Genomic DNA, 19,366 nt, shown 5'->3' with positions numbered 1-19,366 from the left:
TTTTCGGAAAAAATCATAACTTTGTAAAAAATTTTATTCACAAAACCGTCATGCGCCTTTATACCAGCGAACTCGTCAAGAAATACAAATCGCGCACCGTGGTCAACCATGTCTCGATAGACGTCAACCAAGGCGAAATCGTGGGCCTGCTGGGGCCCAACGGAGCGGGCAAGACCACGACCTTCTACATGATCGTGGGACTGATAAAGCCCAACGAGGGGCGCATCTTCCTGGAAAACGACGAAAAGCAGGTCAGCGAACTGACCTCGCTGCCGGTCTACCGCCGGGCCCAGCTGGGCGTGGGCTACCTGGCGCAGGAAGCCTCGGTCTTCCGCCGGCTGACCGTCGAACAGAACATCCGGGCGGTGCTGGAAATGACCGACTACACCAAGGAATACCAGAACGAACGGGTCGAGGCGCTGATCGAAGAATTCCGCCTGCAAAAGGTCCGCAAAAGCCTGGGCATCCAGCTTTCGGGCGGCGAACGGCGCCGGACCGAAATCGCGCGCGCGGTGGCGATAAACCCGGCGTTCATCCTGCTGGACGAACCGTTCGCGGGTGTGGACCCCATAGCGGTGGAAGACATCCAGTCGATCGTGGCGACGCTCAAGCACAAGAACATAGGCGTCATCATCACCGACCACAACGTGGACGAGACGCTGGCCATCACCGACCGCACCTACCTGCTCTACGAAGGGAAGATACTCAAAACCGGCTCGGCCGAAGAACTGGCCGCCGACCCGATGGTGCGCAAGGTCTACTTAGGCCAGAACTTCGAGCTCAAGCGCAGCCACCAGCTGACCCAGGAGATGAAAAACCGGGGAGGGCGCGAGTGATGGAGATCACCCTGCCTCCGGGGAGCGTCCGAGGCGCGCTGACGCCCCCCTGCTCGAAGAGCTATGCCCAGCGCGCCCTGGCGGCATCGCTGCTCTCGGAGGAGCGGACCGTGCTGCACAACATCGAATACTGCGACGACACCCGTTCGGCCCTGCGCTGCATCGAAACGCTGGGCGCCGAAGTAACGCACACCGACGAACATACGCTTCTGATCCGCGGCGGGCTGCACCCCCGCAGCCGGGTGCTGGAGGTCGGCGAATCGGGGTTGGCGACCCGCCTTTTCACCCCCATCGCCGCGCTCTGCGGCACGCCCGTCCGAATCGAGGGCGAAAAATCGCTGCTGGGCCGCCCGATGGAGATGATGGTCGGGCCGCTCCGGCAATTGGGCGTGCGGGTGGAGGACCACGGCGGATACCTGCCGATGGAAGTCTGCGGCCCTCTGTGCGGCGGCACGGCCGAAGCCGACGGCTCGGTCTCGTCGCAATTCATCACGGGGCTGCTGCTGGCCCTGCCGCTGGCCGCCGAAGACACGACCCTCCATGTGCGTCGGGCCGTCTCGATCCCCTACCTGGACATGACCATAGACACCGCCGCCCGGTTCGGCGTGGAAATCTGCCACAACGACTACCGCGAATTCTACATCCCCGGCGGCCAACGCTACCGCGGCACCGACTTCGCCGTCGAAGGCGACTGGAGCGCTGCTGCGATGCTCCTGGTGGCGGGCGCGACGGCCGGCGAAGTGACCGTGCGCAACGTCTCGATGCTCTCCAAACAAGCCGACACGGCCATCTGCGAAGCACTCGTGCGGGCAGGCGCGGCCGTCATCGACGAACCGCACTCCATCACGGCGGCACGGCGGCCCCTGCGCGGATTCGAGTTCGACGCCACCCACTGCCCCGACCTTTTCCCGGCGCTGGCCGCGCTGGCTGCGGCGGCCGACGGCGTGAGCGTCCTGCACGGCACCTCGCGCCTGCAGCACAAGGAATGCAACCGCGCCGAAGCCATCCGCGAAGAATACGGACGGCTGGGCATCGAAGTCGACCTCAGCGAGGAGGACACGATGCGCATCCGCGGCGGCGAAATCCGTACGGCCGCGGTCCGGAGCCACGGCGACCACCGCATGGCCATGTCGCTGGCGGTAGCGGCTCTGCGGGCCGCAGGACCCGTGACGATAGAAGACGCCGGATGCGTGGCCAAAAGCTACCCCGGATTTTTCGGCGACCTGAAAACCCTCAAGGCATGAACCGGTTCGGCACGCAATTCCGGCTGGCCCTCTGGGGCGAATCGCACGGCCCGCAAATCGGGCTGACGATAGACGGCGTGCCTGCGGGCATGGCCCTTTCGGCCGACGACTTCGCCGCCGACCTGGCCCGGCGCCGCTCCTGTGGCACCGCAGGAACCACCCCGCGCCAAGAAAAGGACGAGCCGCAAATCGTAGCGGGCATCTATAAAGGCTACACCACCGGAGCCCCGCTGACCCTCGTATTCGCCAACAGCGACACACGCCCGGACGACTATGAGGCCCTCACGGGCCACGACCGCCCCTCGCACGCCGACCGCGTGGCATGGGAACGCTCCGGCGGCTTCAACGACCCCCGGGGCGGCGGCCATTTCTCGGGACGGCTGACCCTGGCCCTTGTGGCCGCAGGGGCGGTGGCCAAGAAACTGCTGCCCGAAACGGTCCGCTTCGCCACGCACGTCGCCGAAATCGGCGGCTGCACCGACCCGGCCCGGTTCGGCGAAATCGTACGCGCGGCCGCGGCCCACGGCGATTCGGTGGGCGGCATAGTCGAATGCCGCGCCGAGGGCATCCCGGCAGGCTGGGGCGAACCTTTCTTCGATTCGGCCGAGAGCCTGACGGCCCACCTGCTCTTCGCCATACCGGGCGTCAAGGGGGTGGAATTCGGCAGCGGATTCGCCGCGGCACGGATGCGGGGCTCGGAGCACAACGACCCGATTCTCGACGCCGCGGGCCGCACGGCGACCAACCACGCAGGGGGCATCGTCGGCGGTCTGACCAACGGCAACGAACTGGTGGTCCGCGCCGCGTTCAAGCCCACGGCCAGCATCGCCCGCGAACAGACGACCTACAACCGCACGACGGGCCGCACGGAACCGCTCGCCATCGGCGGACGGCACGACGCCTGCATCGCCCTGCGGGGAGCCGCGGCCGTCGAAGCGGCCGTAGCCATCGCACTGGCAGACCTACGCAGATGACGACACGGCGCGACATACTCGACCGGACGGCGGCGGCGCTGACCCCGCTTTACGACGCGCGCGAAGCCCGGAGCATCGCCCTGCTGTGCATATCGGAGCTGGCGCAGCTGCCTGCCGCAGCCCTGCTGACCGACCCCGGCGCCCCGCTCGAAATCGAAGGGCTGGAAGAGACGGTCGCCCGGCTCGCCGCGGGAGAACCCGTACAATATATAATAGGGCACACCGAATTTTCGGGCCGCCGCTTCGCCGTGCGCGAGGGGGTGCTGATACCCCGCCCCGAAACCGAGGAACTCGCGGCGTGGATCGCCGCCGACGAACGGCAGGCCCGCCGCCTACTGGACGTCGGCACCGGAAGCGGCTGCATAGCGGCGACGCTGGCACTGGAACTGCCCGGCGCCGAGGTGTTCGGAGCCGACATTTCCGAAAAAGCGCTGGCGACAGCGGCCGAGAACTGCCGGACGCTCGGGGCGGCCGTGACCCTGCGGCAGGCCGATGCGCTGAACGGACTGGCCGAGCGCTTCCCGGAACGGTTCGACGTGGTGGTCTCCAACCCGCCCTACGTACCGCAGAGCGACCGCGCGGCGATGCACCCCAACGTGCGGGACCACGAACCCGCCGAAGCGCTGTTCGTCCCCGACGGCGACCCGCTGCGCTTCTACCGGGCCATCGCCCGGGCCGGACGTCGCATGCTGGAACCGGGCGGGAAGCTCTACTTCGAGATTTACCACACGGCCGCCGGAGCGCTGGACCGCCTGCTGGCGGAGGAGGGCTACGGCGCAATCCGCCTGCGCGAAGATATGAACGGAAAACCCCGCATGCTATGCGCACGCCTAAACTGAAACCGAACCCGGCGGCCCGGCGGACCAAGACGCCCGACCAGGCGCTGGCGTCGCTGATGCGGCTCTGTGCCCGGGCCGAGAAATCGGAGGGCGACGCCCGGCGGCTGATGCACGGCTGGGGGCTGAACGACGGCGATGCGGAACGAGTGCTGGCGCGGCTGGTAAGCGAACGCTTCATCGACGACAGCCGCTATGCGGGGGCTTTCGTCCGCGAAAAGATGCGGCTGAGCGGCTGGGGCGAATACAAAATCCGCGCAGCCCTGCAACGCAAGGGAGTGGCGCGCGAAACCATCGAGGAAGCCCTCGGCGCGGCCGACCGCACGGGAACGGCCGAACGGCTGCGCACGCAGCTCGAACGCAAACTCCGGCTGCTGCACTGCGAAACACGCTACGAACTGAAAAACAAACTGATGCGCTACGGTCTCGGGCTGGGATACGACTACGAAACCGTACACGAAACGGTCGCCGCGCTGGTGGCCGACACGGAATCATGCGACGACTTCTGACCATACTGCTTCTGACGGCACTGACGGCCGGAGCGCGGGGACAGGCCCTCGACCCGGCGGACTACCTCTACCCCATCCGCGACGTCGACGGCACCTGCTCGTCCAACTTCGGCGAAATACGCCCGGGCCACTTCCACGCGGGAGTGGACATCCGCACGGGCGGCACCGAGGGCAAGGAACTGGTGGCGGTGGCCGACGGCCATGTTTCACGCCTGTCGGTATCGCCCGGCGGCTACGGACGGGCCATCTACCTGACGCTGAACAACGGCACGACGGCCGTCTACGGCCATCTGCAACGCTTCCGCGACGACATCGAACAACTCGTCGCGCAGGAACGCCGCGCCCAAGGCAAGAACAGCCTCAACCTCTTTTTCGGCCACAGCAAACTGCCCGTCCGCCAAGGCGAGGTAATCGGCTACTCGGGCAACAGCGGCTCGTCGTCGGGCCCGCACCTCCATTTCGAGATCCGCGACACACGGACCCAACGGCTCTACAACGTGGTGCGCGAGGGAATCATCCGTCCGGTGGATTCGCTGCCGCCGCGCATCGTGAAAATCCACTACGTCGAAATCGACACCCTGCCCGGCGGACTTTGCGCACGCAAGGCCCCGGAAAGCTACACGGCCGTGCGCAGCCACGAGGGAACATACCGGCTCAATCGCGAAGAACCGCTCGGCGCAGGCCGCAAAGGCTATTTCGTGGCGGAAATCACCGACCGCCGCAACGGCGTGCACAACCGTTTCGGGCTGTGGCGCGTGACGGCATGGGCCGACGGCGAACGCTACTACGAATACCGGATGGACGGCTTCACGTTCGCCCAGTCGCGCTGCTGCGACGCGGTGAGCCACTACCCCATCCAGATAGCCACGCGCAACGAAGCGTTCCGCCTGGCGCAGGCCGAAGCGGCCCCCGACTGCTTCTACACGGCGATGACCGACCGCGGAATAATCCGCACCGTCCCCGGGCAGCTACGCCGCATCCGCATCGAAGCCGAAGACGACAGCGGCAACCGCTCGCAGATAGAATTCGACATCCGGGGCCGTGAGGAGGAGTTCCGCGCCACGGCCGACACGCTGGCAAGAATCGTCCGGCCCGGGCACGCCGCGACCCTGACCTGCGGGAAGATGACCGCGCGAATACCCGCCGGAGCCCTGCACGAAACTCTTGCCTGCCGCCCCGAACAGACGGCGGCACCCCGGGTCGACACGGGGCTCGTAGCGCTTTCGCTCGCCTACCGGACACTTCCTCCGGCCACGCCCCTGCGGAAGACGATGAGCGTTTCGATTCGGACCGAAATCCCCGCCCGGATGCGTCCCCACGCGGTTCTTGCACGCCGGACGGCCCAAGGCCGGGCCGCCTACGTAGGAGGTTCCTGCAAAGAAGGTGTCGTGACGGCGTCGACCTACACCTCCGACCCGCTGTTCGTGGTGGCCGACCTGGTACCGCCCCGCATTACGGCCAACTTCAGACAGGATGCCGACCTCTCGCAAAGCGACGCAATCGGATTTCGCGCGACGGACAACTTTTCGGGAATCGCCGCCTACACGCTGCTCATCGACGGCCAATGGGTCCCCTGCGAACGCTACCCCATGACGGGGCGGCTGTTCCACACGTTCGACACCCCGCCCACCCACAGCCGGCATACCGTCCGCCTGACCGTGCGCGACGGGGCGGGCAACACAGCCAGCTGGGAGGGAACGTTCTATCGCTGATTCGGGATACCGACAAAAAAGCGACCGGGGAAAACCTCGGTCGCAGATTGCAGAAAAGTGATTCCGTTGGGATTCGAACCCAAGACCCACAGCTTAGAAGGCTGTTGCTCTATCCAACTGAGCTACGGAACCAATCGGTCCGGCGGTGCGAAGATACGAAAAGTTTTTCATAATTCCGGCTCCCGGAGCGGATTCGCCGCCCGCAACCCTCTTTTTTGCACGATTTATTTTGCCGGGCGGAATATTTTGTCTACATTTGCGGGCTGATAACCCGGAAGGGCTGAGCGTTTTATTAACCAAATCAAACAATTTTATAGCAAATGGCTGTTAAAATTCGTCTGGCACGCCACGGTAAGAAAGGCTACGCTTTCTACCACATCGTTGCCGCAGATAGCAGAGCGCCACGTGATGGTAAATTCATCGAGAAGTTGGGCACCTACAACCCCAACACGAATCCTGCTACGATCGACCTGAACTTCGAGCAAGCATTGGGTTGGTTACTCAAAGGCGCACAACCCACCGACACCTGCCGGGCCATCCTCTCGTACAAGGGTGTACTCTACAAGAAGCACCTGCTGGGCGGCGTAGCCAAAGGCGCCTTCACGGAGGCCGAAGCCGAAGCCCGCTTCAACAAGTGGCTCGACGCCAAGAACGGCAAGATCGAAGCCAAGACCAACAAGCTGGCTACCGATGCCAAGTCGGCCGAGAAAGCCCGTCTGGCTGCCGAAGCCAAGGTGAACGAAGACCGTGCGAAGGCCATCGCCGAGAAGAAAGCCGCTGCCGAAGCTGCCGCCAAGGAAGCTGAAGAAGCCGCTGCTGCCGAAAGCGCAGAGGAAGCACCTGCCGCCGAGGAGGCCGCTCCCGAAGCCGAAGCACCCGCCGCCGAATAACGGAACACTCAATTCATATCGAATCCCGGTAAGTTTCCCGTCGCGGGAGATTTACCGGGTTTTGTTTTACTGCGATTCGCAGGAGGCGGCCCCGCCGCCGCAGAACCCCCGAAAGACGACATTCCCATGACAATCCCCGCAGGCAGAATCAACAAACTGTTCGGTACGGACGGCGGCGTAATGCTGTCGCTCTACGCCGGATTTCCGGAGGATTTCGACCCGGAAACCGTGCCGCTTCTGGTCACCGTCGACGCGCTGGAAGTACCGCTGTGGTGCGAACGCTTCGAGCGGCGCGGGCAGACGGGAGCCGTGGCGGCGTTCGCCGACCTGGACACCGACCGCCGGGCCTCGGAACTGCTGGGGCTGGAATTCCGCATCGAACAAAGCGACGAGGAGGACGACGAATTCTACCTCGAAGACCTCATCGGCTTTGCGGCCGAAGCCGAAGAACTCGCCGCAGACGAGGGCGAAACGCCCCGGAAGTGCTCGGGCACGCTGACCGACTACTACGACAGCGAAGCCAATCCGCTCTTCGAGCTGGAAATCGAGGGCCGGCGCGTACTGGTCCCCGCCGCGGAGGAATTCATAGCCCGCATTGACTTCGGGGAGCGGCGCATCCGGTTCGTCCTGCCCGCCGGACTTTTAACGTTGGAATAGCATGGCACGCGTAGTGATAGGACTTTCGGGCGGGGTGGATTCGTCGGTGGCGGCGTGGCTGCTGAAAGAGCAGGGACACGAAGTCATCGGTCTTTTCATGGTCAACTGGCACGACACGACGGGGACCCTGGAGGGCGACTGCCCGTGGCACGACGACCGGGTTTTCGCCGAGCTGGTGGCCAAGCGGCTGGACATCCCGCTGCACGTGGTCGATTTGTCGGCCGAATACCGCACGCGCGTGGTCGACTACATGTTCGCCGAGTACGAACGCGGCCGCACCCCCAATCCGGACGTGCTGTGCAACCGCGAAATCAAGTTCGACGTCTTTCTGCGCGAAGCGCTCCAATTAGGCGCCGACTACGTGGCGACAGGCCACTACTGCCGCAAGGCCGAGGAGACGGACGCCGACGGACGCACGCACTGCAAACTGCTGGCGGGGACCGACCCCAACAAGGACCAGAGCTATTTTCTGTGCCAGCTCTCGCAGGAACAGCTGCACTACGCGCTGTTTCCGGTGGGCGGACTGCTGAAACCCGAAGTGCGGCGCATTGCCGAAGAACAGCACCTGGCCACGGCCAAACGCAAGGATTCGCAGGGCATCTGCTTCGTGGGCAAGGTCGACCTGCCGGTTTTCCTGCAACAGAAGCTGGCCGCCAAACCAGGCAACATCCACGAAATACTCCCGTCGTGGCCCAAATTCGCACTGCGCCCCGCCGTGCCCGAGAGCGAACCGACGACCGAAGAACTGACGGCGCTGGCAGCCCCGTGGCGCTACACCGTCCGCGACGGCAAGAAGATAGGCACCCACAACGGCGCCCACTACTACACCATCGGCCAACGCAAAGGGCTGGGCATCGGGGGCCGCAAGGAATCGCTGTTCATCCTGGCGACCGACGTCGACGCGAACGTCATCTACGTAGGCGAGGGCGACGCCCACCCGGGTCTGTGGCGCCCGGCACTGCGCATCGAACCGGGCGAAATCCATTGGCTGGACCCTGCGCGGGCGATTCCGGCAGGCGGCAAGGCGAGGTTCCGGGTGCGCATACGCTACCGCCAACCGTTGCAGGACGCGACGCTTTACATCCGCGACGAAGGGGCCTTTCTGGTGTTCGACACACCGCAGCGCGGCATCGCTCCGGGCCAGTTCGCCGCGTGGTACGACGGCGACGAACTCGTCGGCTCGGGAGTGATCGCAGAATAACCCATGCGCACACCGGGAAACCTCCTGCGGACCGCCCTTCTGCTGCTGGCCCTGCATGCGGCGACCGCCACGGCCCAGCCGCTGGGCATCGCCTACTGCGACGCCGACCACCTCTACGACACCGTCCCCTCGCTGTTTTACGACGACACGGACTACACGCCGCGGGGCGCCCTGCGCTGGAACACAGAACGCTACCGCCGCAAAATCGCCCGGACAGCGGCGCTGGCCGATTCGCTGGGACTGCCGATAATCGCCCTGTGGAGCGTCGAAAACGAAGCGGTCGTCCGCGACATCGCGGCGGCCTGCCAGAGCGATTACAGCTATCTGCACCGGACCCTCAACTCGCTGGACGGCATGGATTTCGCCCTGCTCTACTACGGCGACCGCTTTTTCCCGCACTACGTCGAACCGGGCCGCCGCTACCTCTACGTCGAGGGCGTTCTGCGCCGCCCTGTCGGCCGAGGACGCACCCGGCGATTCCGGACGGACACGCTCGGGTTGGTGCTGTGCAGCGAACAGCGGATGGTCCGGTGGGTCGTGGGCGACCTGCGCGACGAACGGCCCGGCGCGAAGCTGGTGGTCATGGGGCGCCTGCCGGACCGGGGACTGGAAGAATACGGGCTGCACGACGCGCACGCCCGGGCCGAACGGGCAGGCAGGGGCAACGTCCGCAGCCGCGCAGGCTGGCGGATGCGCGACCGCATCGCCGTCGACACGGCCCTGCGGACCTCCGCCGCCGAAGTCTACATCCGGCGCTTCCTGCTCGACCCGGCCCGAACGCAGCCCCTGCCCACCTATCAGCGCCGCCGCTACGCGGGAGGCACGAGCTACGCCCTGCCCGTATATGTTTATTTGGAATGAATTTGGAAAAACGGAATTAAATCGTTATATTCGCAATCCCAACGGGAAATCCGGACCTTTTCGACAGGCCGGGCTTTGCCGGGACGCGAAAAACGGCACGAACGCGAACAATCGAACAACTCAATACAACGAAAAATTATGGCAGACATTAAGCGAGTCTACACCTTCGGCAACAAGGAAGCCGAAGGAAACGGCAAAATGCGCGAACTGCTCGGCGGCAAGGGTGCCAATCTGGCCGAAATGAACCTCATCGGCATCCCCGTACCCCCGGGCTTCACCATCACCACGGAGGTGTGCGCCGAATACTACCAGCACGGCAAGCAGGCCGTCATCGAAATGCTGCGCCCCGAAGTCGAAAAGGCGATGAAGAACATCGAACGCCTGACGGGCATGCAGTTCGGCGACAAGGAGATGCCGCTGCTGGTGTCGGTCCGCTCGGGCGCCCGCGCGTCGATGCCCGGCATGATGGACACGATTCTGAACCTCGGCATGAACGACCAGGCCGTCGAGGCCGTGGCCAAGCGCACGGGCAACCCCCGCTTCGCGTGGGACTCGTACCGCCGTTTCGTCCAGATGTACGGCGACGTGGTGCTGGGCATGAAACCCGTGTCGAAGGAAGACCACGACCCGTTCGAGGAGATCATCGACGAGCAGAAGAAGAAACGCGGTGTGAAAAACGACACCGACCTGACGACCGACGACCTCAAGGAACTGGTCAGAAACTTCAAGGCCGCTGTCAAGAAACAAACCGGCGAAGAATTTCCGGCCAATCCGTGGGACCAGCTGTGGGGCGCCATCTGCGCCGTATTCGGCTCGTGGATGAACGAACGCGCCATCCTCTACCGCAAGCTCAACAACATCCCCGCCGAATGGGGCACGGCCGTGTCGGTGCAGGCCATGGTCTTCGGCAACATGGGCCAGAACTCGGCGACGGGCGTGGCGTTCTCGCGCGATGCCGCGACGGGCGAAAACATCTTCAACGGTGAATACCTCATCAACGCGCAGGGCGAAGACGTCGTAGCCGGCATCCGCACCCCGCAGCAAATCACCGTCGAGGGCTCGAAGCGCTGGGCCAAGGCACAGAACATCAGCGAAGAAGAACGCAAGTCGAAATACCCCTCGCTGGAAGAGGTGATGCCCGAAGTCTACAAGGAACTGAACGAGATCCAGCACCACCTGGAACAGTACTTCACCGACATGCAGGACATCGAATTCACCATCCAGGACGGCAAGCTGTGGATGCTCCAGTGCCGCAACGGCAAACGCACGGGCGCCGCGATGGTGAAAATCGCCATGGACATGCTTCGCGAGGGGCTCATCGACGAGAAGACCGCCGTCCTGCGCTGCGAACCCGCCAAGCTCGACGAACTGCTGCACCCGATATTCGACAAGAAAGCCATTGCCACGGCACAGGTCATCACCAAGGGTCTGCCCGCATCGCCGGGCGCCGCTACGGGTCCGGTGGTGTTCTTCGCCGACGATGCGGAGAAAGTGCTGGCCAAGACGGGACAGAAAGCGGTGCTGGTGCGTATCGAGACCTCGCCCGAGGACCTCAAGGGCATGCTCGACGCCGCCGGCATTCTGACGGCCCGCGGCGGCATGACGTCGCACGCAGCCGTCGTAGCCCGCGGCATGGGCAAGTGCTGCGTATCGGGCGCCGGCGAACTGGAAATCGACTACAAGGCCCGCACCATCAAGGTCAACGGCTTCACGGTCAAGGAGGGCGACTGGATTTCGCTCAACGGCTCGACGGGCGAAGTGTACCTCGGGCAGGTAGCCACCAAGGCGGCCGACCTGAGCGGCGACTTCGGCAAACTGATGGAACTGGCCGGCAAGTACTCGGTGCTGAAAGTGCGCGCCAATGCCGACACGCCGAAAGACGCGGCGCAGGCGTTCGAATTCGGTGCCGAAGGTATCGGTCTCTGCCGCACGGAACACATGTTCTTCGAGGGCGACCGCATCAAGGCCATCCGCGAAATGATTCTGGCCGACGACGAAGCGGGCCGCCGTGTGGCGCTGGCCAAGCTGCTGCCCATGCAGCGCGGCGACTTCGAGGGGCTGTTCAAGGCGATGAACGGCTACCCGGTGACCGTCCGTCTGCTCGACCCGCCCCTGCACGAATTCGTACCGCACGATGAAAAGGGCCAGAAGGAAATGGCCGAGGAGATGCACGAACCGCTGGCCAAAATCGTAGCCAAGGTCGAATCGCTGGCCGAATTCAACCCGATGCTGGGCCACCGCGGCTGCCGCCTGGGCAACACCTATCCGGAAATCACGGAGATGCAGACCCGTGCCATCATCGAAGCCGCGATGAACGTCAAGGCGGCAGGCATCCCTGTACACGTGGAGATCATGGTACCGCTGGTGGGCAACCACAAGGAATTGCGCTACCAAAAGAACATCATCGATCGGACGGCCGAACAGGTATTCACCGAACGCAACGACAAGATCGAATACATGGTCGGCACGATGATCGAAGTGCCGCGCGCCGCCGTGACGGCCAACCAAATCGCCGAAGTGGCGCAGTTCTTCTCGTTCGGCACCAACGACCTGACGCAGATGACCCTCGGCTTCTCGCGCGACGACATCTCGAAGTTCCTGCCGGTCTACCTGGAAAAGGGCATTCTGAAGAACGACCCGTTCCAGATTCTGGACCGCAACGGCGTGGGCCAGCTGATCCGCGAAGCGGTCTTCAAGGGCCGCGGCACGCGCGAAAACCTCAAGTGCGGCATCTGCGGCGAACACGGCGGCGAACCCTCGTCGGTCGAGTTCTGCCACTACGCCGGTCTGAACTACGTGAGCTGCTCGCCGTTCCGCGTACCCATCGCACGCCTGGCGGCCGCCCACGCAGCGCTGAACCAGAAATAGGACCGCAAGGAACATTCGTCGAACCGAACGGTGCCCGGAGTTTTAAGTCCGGGCATCGTTTTTTTGCGCAGGACGGCACGAGTGTTGCGTAATCCATTCGTTGTCAAAACTGGCCACTTCGTTGAAAAGAATTTGCCGCGCCGGGATTTTTCCATATATTTGGCAGGCAAACAGAGAAGACGCACATTTTTTGTCAAATTAAAATAACCGCAAATGAAAAAGATTCTTCTTACGGTCGTCGCCGCACTCTGCATGGCGGGAGCCGCTTCGGCGCAGGACAAAGGCAAATGGGCCCTCGGTCCGCAGATCGGGGTCTATACCAACACGGGGGGCGACGGAGCCATCTTCGGCGTGGGCGCCGTGAGCCGCTACTCGATTTCGGACGTATGGCGCATACAGCCCGCCGTGACGTTCCTCTGCAAGAAACACTGCTCGGTGGACATCAGCGCCGACATGCAATACATCTTCCACCCGGCCCGCTTCTGGAAACTCTATCCGCAGCTGGGTCTGAGCGCCAACGACATCGGCGACTGGTCGTGCGGCATCAACGTGGGTGCGGGCACCGACTTCTCGATAGCCCGCAACTGGGACCTCACGGCCGGATTCAAGTGGATGATTCAGACCCACAAGAACTGGAAAAATCCCATCATCATCAGCTTGGGCGCGACCTACAAGTTCTGATGCCGGACCTGCCGGCATAAACGGCATAAACGGAAAGCGGCTCCTTTCGGGGAGCCGCTTTTGCTGTGCCGGAAAATCGCCTACCGCGTTTTGTAGTCGCAGCGGAACTTGCCTTTGGCGAGGTTGAGCAACTTGCCTTTGAGGAGGTTGCGGCGCAAGGGAGCGACGCGGTCGACGAAGACCCGCCCCTGCGTATGATCGAATTCGTGCTGGATGACCCACGCCTTGTAACCCGTGAACTCCTCGTCGTGGGGCTTCAAATCCTCGTCCAGGTAACGCACGCGAACCGACAACGCCCGCGGCACGTCGGCATAGAGCCCGGGAAACGACAGGCAACCCTCGTTGTAGGTCTTGGTCTGGTCGGAATAGGCGTAGATTTCGGCATTGACGAACGCCCGCTTGAAATCGGCGCACGACGCATCGTCCTCGGCCCACGGGGTGCAGTCGACGATGAAAAGCTGCAGGCTCTTGCCTATCTGCGGAGCGGCGAGCCCCACCCCGCCGGCCTCGCCGAGGGTCGCGAACATGTCGCCGATGAGCTTCTTCAAATCGGGATAATCGGCCGGAACGGGCTCGCAGGCCTTGCGGAGCACGTCGTCGCCATAGATGACAATCGGATAAATCATTTGCGGGAATCCATGTAACTTTGTAAAATAATCGTGGCGGAAATCTTGTCGACCAACGCCTTGTCGCGGCGGGCCATCTTGCCGATGCCGCTTTCGAGCACCGCGCGGTGGGCCAGCACCGAAGTGAACCGCTCGTCGTGGAAGACCACCTCCTTGTCGGGCCATGCCTGCCGCAGCCGGGCGGCGAGCGGCTCGATAAACCGCCACGTCTCGGAGGGCGTGCCGTCCATCCGGGCGGGCTTACCCAAAACTATCGTACCAACGTTCTCGCGGGCAAAATAGTCTGCGAGCCACCTTTCGAGCTGGCGGGTTTCGACAGTCACGAGCCCCCCGGCGATGAGCCGCAGGGAATCGCTCACGGCAATGCCCGTGCGCTTGGTGCCGTAGTCTATGGCAAGAATACGGGACACTAAAGGTTCTGCTTCTTGAAGAGCTTGCGGTACGAACACTCCTCCTCGACCATCGCGTGGAGGGCGTCGATACGGACACGCTCCTGCTGCATCGAATCGCGGTGGCGGACCGTCACGGTGCCGTCCTCGGCGGTCTGACCGTCGACGGTGATGCAGAACGGCGTACCGATGGCATCCTGCCGGCGATAACGCTTGCCGACCGAATCCTTCTCGTCGTAAACGACGTTGAAATCGTATTTGAGTTCATCGACGATTTTCTGCGCGATTTCGGGCATGCCGTCCTTCTTGACGAGCGGCAGGATGGCCGCCTTGACGGGAGCCAGTGCCGCGGGCAGGCGCAGCACCACACGCGAATCGCCGCCGTCGAGCTGCTCCTCGGTATAGGCCGCCGACATGACCTGCAGGAACATGCGGTCGACGCCGATCGACGTCTCGACGACATAGGGCACGTAGCTTTCGCCCGTCTCGGGGTCGAAGTACTGGATTTTCTTGCCCGAGAACTTCTGGTGGTTGCCCAAGTCGAAATCGGTACGCGAATGGATGCCCTCGACCTCCTTGAAGCCGAACGGGAAATTGTACTCGACGTCGGTAGCGGCGTTGGCGTAGTGGGCCAGCTTGTCGTGGTCGTGGAAACGGTAGTTGTCGTCGCCGAAACCGAGGGCGCGGTGCCAGGCCATACGGGTGTTCTTCCACTCGTTCCACCACTCCATTTCGGTGCCGGGACGCACGAAGAACTGCATCTCCATCTGCTCGAACTCGCGCATGCGGAAGATGAACTGACGGGCCACGATCTCGTTGCGGAAGGCCTTGCCGATCTGCGCGATACCGAACGGCAGCTTCATGCGGCCGGTCTTCTGCACGTTGAGGAAGTTGACGAAGATGCCCTGCGCCGTCTCGGGACGCAGGTAGATCGTCGAGGCGCCGTCGGCCGTCGAGCCCATCTGCGTGGAGAACATGAGGTTGAACTGGCGCACCTCGGTCCAGTTGCGCGTGCCCGAGATGGGGCACGCGATCTCGCAGTCGAGGATGATCTGGCGCAGTTCGGCCAGGTCGTTGGCGTTGAGCGCCTCGGCGAAGCGGGCGTGGATCTCGTTGCGGCGGGCGAGCGTCTCGGCGACGCGGGGCGACGTCTCGCGGTACTTGGCCTCGTCGAACTGCTCGCCGAAGCGCTTGCGGGCCTTCTCAACCTCCTTCTCGATCTTCTCGTCCTGCTTGGCGATCCACTCCTCGACGAGCACGTCGGCGCGGTAGCGCTTCTTCGAGTCCTTGTTGTCGATCAGCGGGTCGTTGAAGGCGCCCACGTGGCCCGAAGCCTCCCACGTTTTGGGGTGCATGAAGATCGCGGCGTCGATGCCCACGATGTTCTCGTGGAGCTTGACCATCGAGTCCCACCAGTAGCGCTTGATGTTGTTCTTGAGCTCCACGCCGTTCTGGCCGTAGTCGTAGACGGCGCCCAGCCCGTCGTAAATCTCGCTCGACGGGAATACGAAACCGTACTCCTTGCAATGGGCGACCAACTTTTTGAAGAGTTCTTCCTGCGTCATCGTATTGTGTGCGTTTTTTGATTTTCCAGCCTGCAAAAATACAAAATAAAAAGCAATAGTCGCCTATAACCGCCGGACTTTTCTTGCGGCGGCGGGCGGGAACGAAAAACGCACCGGATTCCGTCCGGTGCGTTTTCAGAAGTGCTAAAACGTTTTAGCTGCCTATCTGCACGGAATCGGCCTGCCGGGGCTTGTCGCCGACGTCGACCAGGCTATCCTCGGAGACGCCCAGCGTGCGGTAGTAGGCATTCAGCTGAGCGATGATGTCGCGGCGCCCGGCATAGGACGCTAAGTAATAGAGGTCGCCCAGCTCTTCGAGCTTGTCGTCGACGATGGACGAAACCATGTCGCCCTGCACGCCCTCGAAACGCAGGTAATACTCGATATACTCGATGAGGGTCTGCGCGTACTCCTCCAGCAGGGCGTCGCCTTTCTCGACAGCTCCCTCGACGCCCATCGCTCCGGCAGCGTAGTAAGCCTCCAGGAACGGATAGGTGTTGGTGTCGGTGAAACGTATCTGCGAAGTCGGCAGCCGCTCAAGCCCCAGGTCGAGCAATTCGACGGCCTCTTCGGGCCGCTCCTGCCGCAGCAGCTCCTTGGCCACCCGGGCGAAAGCGTCGCGGGCATGCGAGGCCGAAAGATTGTACTGGAGGAAATAATCGACGTAGACGTCGGGGTCGGCCAGATTGCCGTAGCGGAACGTGTCGCGCAACAGCGGCACGGCATAGTCGACGTCGACGCGGCCGATTTCCCACGGATTATCCACCGGAGTGAGAATCGGCACGAAACGGTAGGCGTAACCGTCGAACTGGAGGTAGTCGAGCAGGCCGAGGTCCTGGAAGATGTAGATCTGCGTCATGTAGATGGGCCGCTTCCAGTCGAAATTGGCCAGCATGTCGAGAATCATCAGCTGGCTCTTGTCCAGCGCACTCTTGCGCAGGTTGATATAGACGGTGTCGACCATCAGGTCGCGGTCCTTCTCGGCGACGATGCCCGCAGCGAGGGCATTCTCCTTGTTGACCGGGAGCGCAATGCGCTTGGTGGGGATATAGTCGGTCTGCGTACCGTCTTCGAGGGCGATTTTGGTGCGCGGGTCGTCGCTGCGGATGAAGTCGATGACCTGCCCGATTTCCACCGCGCGGTCGATGCGGTTGTTGACGGGAATCCAGTCGTTGTTGTAGGTGTACTTGCTTTTGGGCAGCGAGAACGGCACGCCTGCCGCGTCGTTGGCCCGGGTCTTCATCTCGTCGATGTACCACTCGCCGCCGAGGTACGAAGTATTCATGATCCGCACGTCGGGCCGCACGCCGTAGACCTCCTGGTTGTTCCACAGGGGGAAGGTGTCGTTGTCGCCGTAGTTGAGGATGATGGAATTCGGCAGGGTCGACATGAGGTAGTTCCAGCCGATGTCGCGGGCCATGTAGCGGCCCGAACGGTCGTGGTCGTCCCAGTTCTGCGCAGCAAGAATCGTCGGCACGCCCATGCAGACCGCCGTAGCGACGGCAGCGGCGGCGACGTTGTTGCGCTTGGTGAGCCATGCCACGAAGTCGCGCACGGCCAACACGCCGAAGCCTATCCAGATGCAGAACGCGTAGAACGACCCGGCGTAAACGTAGTCGCGCTCGCGCGGCTCGGAGGGCGCCGAATTGAAGTAGACGACCAATGCGATGCCCGTCATGATGAAGAGCCACATGACAATCGAGAAATTGCGCTGGTCGCGGTTGAGCTGGTAGACGAGCCCTATCAGCCCGAGGATGAACGGCAGGAAATAATAAGTGTTGCGGCCCCGGTTCCCGGCAATCTCGCGCGGCAGGTTGTCCTGCGGCCCGAGGAACGCCTCGTCGATGAAACGGATGCCCGAAAGCCAGTTGCCGTCGGTGATGGTGGAAGCCGAGGGCTGGATGTCGCTCTGCCGCCCGACGAAATTCCAGAGGAAATAACGCCAGTACATGTAGGAGAGCTGGTAGTTGAAGAAATAGCTGAGGTTCTCGCCGAACGTGGGCTCGACGATGGTCTGCAAGCCGTAACCGTCGTCGAACGTGCGCTTGCGGCCGAAGTCGACGACCTCCTGGCGGAGCGGCCGCCCCTGCGCATCGCGCACAAGCTCGCCGCTGTCGTCGCGCACGTAGTCGGTCTTGGTGCGGTAGGCGGCCCACTGCTTGTAGTCCTTTTCGCCCTTGGAACGGTTCCACATGCGGGGGAAAAGGTGCATGAACTCGGGCGCATGGGTGTAGCCCGTGATGATGCTGGCGGGCTTGTACTTGCCATCCTCGTCGAGGTAATAGACGTGCTTCTCCTTGTAGTCGGCAGGCGGCGCCGAATAATAAGCCCCGTAGAGCAGCGGACGGTCGCCGTACTGGTCGCGGTTGAGCACCGAAAGCAGCGCGTGCGGGTTGTCGGGCTTGTTGGAATTCATCGGCGGATTGGCGGCGGCGCGGATGGAGACCGACGCGTAGGACGAGAACCCGACGAGGATCATGGTCGTGGAAAGCAAGACGACGTTCCAAAGCACCTTGCCGCGCTTGTGGGTCGCCCATGAAGCCCAGCCCAGACCGCCGATAAGCGCCAGCGCGAAGAAGACCATGCCCGAATTGACGGGCAGGCCGAACGTGTTGACGAAAAAGAGGTCGAACATGGCCCCGACGTAGACCGTATAGGGGATGATGATGCCGTTGATGACCAACAGAATGGCCCCGGCTATCAAGGTGGCGCCGACCAGGCCGCGCCAGGTGACGCTCGGCGTAGTACGGAAGTAATAGATGAAGACCAGCGCGGGGATGGTCAGCAGGTTGAGGATGTGCACGCCGATGGAAAGGCCCATCAGATAGGCAATCAGCACGATCCAGCGCGAAGCGTGAGGCTGGTCGGCCTCCTCCTCCCACTTGAGCATGAGCCACACGACCAGCGCGGTGAACATGGACGAGAGGGCGTAGACCTCGCCCTCGATGGCCGAAAACCAGAAAGTGTCGGTAAAGGTGTAGGCCAGCGCCCCGACGGCTCCGGCGCCGAGCACGGCCCAAACGTTGGCGGCCGAAAGCTCGCGGCCGTCGCGCGTGACGAGCCTGCGGGCGAGGTGGGTGATGGTCCAGAAAAGGAAAAGGATGCAGAAGGCGCTGGCGATGGAATTCATGGCGTTGACGGCCATGCCGACGTACTCGGGATTGCCGAACGCGAAAAGCGTAGCCAGCCGTGCGAGCATCATGAACAGCGGAGCTCCGGGCGGGTGGCCGACCTCGAGCTTGTAGGAAGTGGCGATGAACTCCGAGCAGTCCCACAGGCTCGACACGGGCTCCATGGTCAGCAGGTAGACGACGGCCGCGACGGCGAAGACCGCCCAGCCGACGAGGTTGTTCCAACGTTTGAAAAGATTCATTGAAAGAGAAGAATATGTTTCCGACTTGCAAAAGTAATCAATTAACGGAGAATAGCAAGGCCTTCGGCAGGCCGAGTGCGCAGCCCGGCCCGAACGGACCATGCCGAAGCGGGAAAAGCCGCATGCCGCAGACCCGACCGCACA

At 63.0% G+C, this 19,366-nt stretch carries 16 protein-coding genes and 1 tRNA gene; 12 read left to right on the top strand and 5 right to left on the bottom strand.

Annotation, left to right across the window (positions count from 1 at the left end):
- Positions 1 to 50: 50 nt before the first annotated feature.
- From lptB to QVG21_RS00285, 6 genes are read left to right on the top strand one after another with little or no spacing between them, the layout of a single operon-like run.
- The gene (gene lptB / locus QVG21_RS00310; protein WP_251214371.1) at positions 51 to 836 is read left to right on the top strand and encodes an LPS export ABC transporter ATP-binding protein; all 786 of its coding nucleotides are present in this window, start codon (positions 51 to 53) and stop codon (positions 834 to 836) included.
- Positions 836 to 2,080, top strand: coding sequence for a 3-phosphoshikimate 1-carboxyvinyltransferase (gene aroA, locus QVG21_RS00305; protein ID WP_287921414.1), 1,245 nt, complete (start codon positions 836 to 838; stop codon positions 2,078 to 2,080). Before lptB ends, aroA begins: the two co-directional genes overlap by 1 nt.
- Entirely contained in the window at positions 2,077 to 3,054 is a 978-nt protein-coding gene (locus QVG21_RS00300) for a chorismate synthase (RefSeq protein ID WP_287920963.1), read from the top strand. Before aroA ends, QVG21_RS00300 begins: the two co-directional genes overlap by 4 nt.
- Positions 3,051 to 3,893, top strand: a complete 843-nt coding sequence (prmC, locus tag QVG21_RS00295; RefSeq protein WP_287920960.1) for a peptide chain release factor N(5)-glutamine methyltransferase — start codon at positions 3,051 to 3,053, stop codon at positions 3,891 to 3,893. Before QVG21_RS00300 ends, prmC begins: the two co-directional genes overlap by 4 nt.
- Positions 3,875 to 4,399: a regulatory protein RecX gene (locus tag QVG21_RS00290; RefSeq protein ID WP_287920957.1), complete on the top strand. Its 525-nt coding sequence runs from the start codon at positions 3,875 to 3,877 to the stop codon at positions 4,397 to 4,399. The genes prmC and QVG21_RS00290 overlap by 19 nt, the downstream gene beginning before the upstream one ends.
- Positions 4,384 to 6,111 carry a M23 family metallopeptidase gene (locus tag QVG21_RS00285; RefSeq protein ID WP_287920955.1) on the top strand — a complete coding sequence of 576 codons (1,728 nt, stop codon included), beginning with the start codon at positions 4,384 to 4,386 and terminating at the stop codon, positions 6,109 to 6,111. Before QVG21_RS00290 ends, QVG21_RS00285 begins: the two co-directional genes overlap by 16 nt.
- A 58-nt stretch (positions 6,112 to 6,169) precedes the next feature.
- Here QVG21_RS00285 and QVG21_RS00280 read toward each other — a convergent pair.
- Positions 6,170 to 6,243 (bottom strand) — tRNA-Arg (locus tag QVG21_RS00280).
- A 188-nt stretch (positions 6,244 to 6,431) separates the two neighbouring features.
- Between QVG21_RS00280 and QVG21_RS00275 the strand changes: the two genes are divergently transcribed.
- From QVG21_RS00275 to QVG21_RS00250, 6 genes are all read left to right on the top strand, one after another.
- Positions 6,432 to 7,001, top strand: coding sequence for a 30S ribosomal protein S16 (locus QVG21_RS00275; protein ID WP_251214366.1), 570 nt, complete (start codon positions 6,432 to 6,434; stop codon positions 6,999 to 7,001).
- A gap of 126 nt (positions 7,002 to 7,127) precedes the next feature.
- Positions 7,128 to 7,658 (top strand): ribosome maturation factor RimM, encoded by a 531-nt coding sequence (locus QVG21_RS00270; protein ID WP_287920951.1) that lies wholly within the window; start codon positions 7,128 to 7,130, stop codon positions 7,656 to 7,658.
- A gap of 1 nt (position 7,659) precedes the next feature.
- Positions 7,660 to 8,859, top strand: coding sequence for a tRNA 2-thiouridine(34) synthase MnmA (gene mnmA, locus QVG21_RS00265; RefSeq protein ID WP_287920948.1), 1,200 nt, complete (start codon positions 7,660 to 7,662; stop codon positions 8,857 to 8,859).
- Positions 8,860 to 8,862: 3 nt separating this feature from the next.
- Positions 8,863 to 9,720 (top strand): endonuclease/exonuclease/phosphatase family protein, encoded by an 858-nt coding sequence (locus tag QVG21_RS00260; RefSeq protein WP_287920945.1) that lies wholly within the window; start codon positions 8,863 to 8,865, stop codon positions 9,718 to 9,720.
- 138 nt (positions 9,721 to 9,858) lie between these two features.
- A complete protein-coding gene (ppdK, locus tag QVG21_RS00255; protein WP_287920943.1) occupies positions 9,859 to 12,588 on the top strand; it encodes a pyruvate, phosphate dikinase in 2,730 nt (909 codons plus the stop codon).
- Between the two features lie 213 nt (positions 12,589 to 12,801).
- Positions 12,802 to 13,269, top strand: coding sequence for an outer membrane beta-barrel protein (locus QVG21_RS00250; protein ID WP_287920940.1), 468 nt, complete (start codon positions 12,802 to 12,804; stop codon positions 13,267 to 13,269).
- An 80-nt stretch (positions 13,270 to 13,349) separates the two neighbouring features.
- Here the strand turns inward: QVG21_RS00250 and def are convergent, their stop codons facing one another.
- The 4 genes from def to QVG21_RS00230 form a co-directional block, all read right to left on the bottom strand.
- Positions 13,350 to 13,895 carry a peptide deformylase gene (def, locus tag QVG21_RS00245; RefSeq protein WP_287920937.1) on the bottom strand — a complete coding sequence of 182 codons (546 nt, stop codon included), beginning with the start codon at positions 13,893 to 13,895 and terminating at the stop codon, positions 13,350 to 13,352.
- Positions 13,892 to 14,305 (bottom strand): Holliday junction resolvase RuvX, encoded by a 414-nt coding sequence (gene ruvX, locus QVG21_RS00240; RefSeq protein ID WP_287920934.1) that lies wholly within the window; start codon positions 14,303 to 14,305, stop codon positions 13,892 to 13,894. Before ruvX ends, def begins: the two co-directional genes overlap by 4 nt.
- The gene (locus QVG21_RS00235) at positions 14,305 to 15,849 is read right to left on the bottom strand and encodes a glycine--tRNA ligase (protein ID WP_287920932.1); all 1,545 of its coding nucleotides are present in this window, start codon (positions 15,847 to 15,849) and stop codon (positions 14,305 to 14,307) included. Before QVG21_RS00235 ends, ruvX begins: the two co-directional genes overlap by 1 nt.
- A 154-nt stretch (positions 15,850 to 16,003) precedes the next feature.
- Positions 16,004 to 19,222, bottom strand: coding sequence for a glycosyltransferase family 117 protein (locus QVG21_RS00230; protein ID WP_287920930.1), 3,219 nt, complete (start codon positions 19,220 to 19,222; stop codon positions 16,004 to 16,006).
- Positions 19,223 to 19,366: the final 144 nt, after the last annotated feature.

Origin of the sequence: Alistipes sp. UBA6068 (assembly GCF_949428155.1) — a bacterium.
Taxonomy (GTDB): Bacteria; Bacteroidota; Bacteroidia; order Bacteroidales; family Rikenellaceae; genus Alistipes; species Alistipes muris.
Note: the sequence above shows the minus strand (reverse complement) of the source record. Positions and strands in the feature narration are given on the sequence as shown.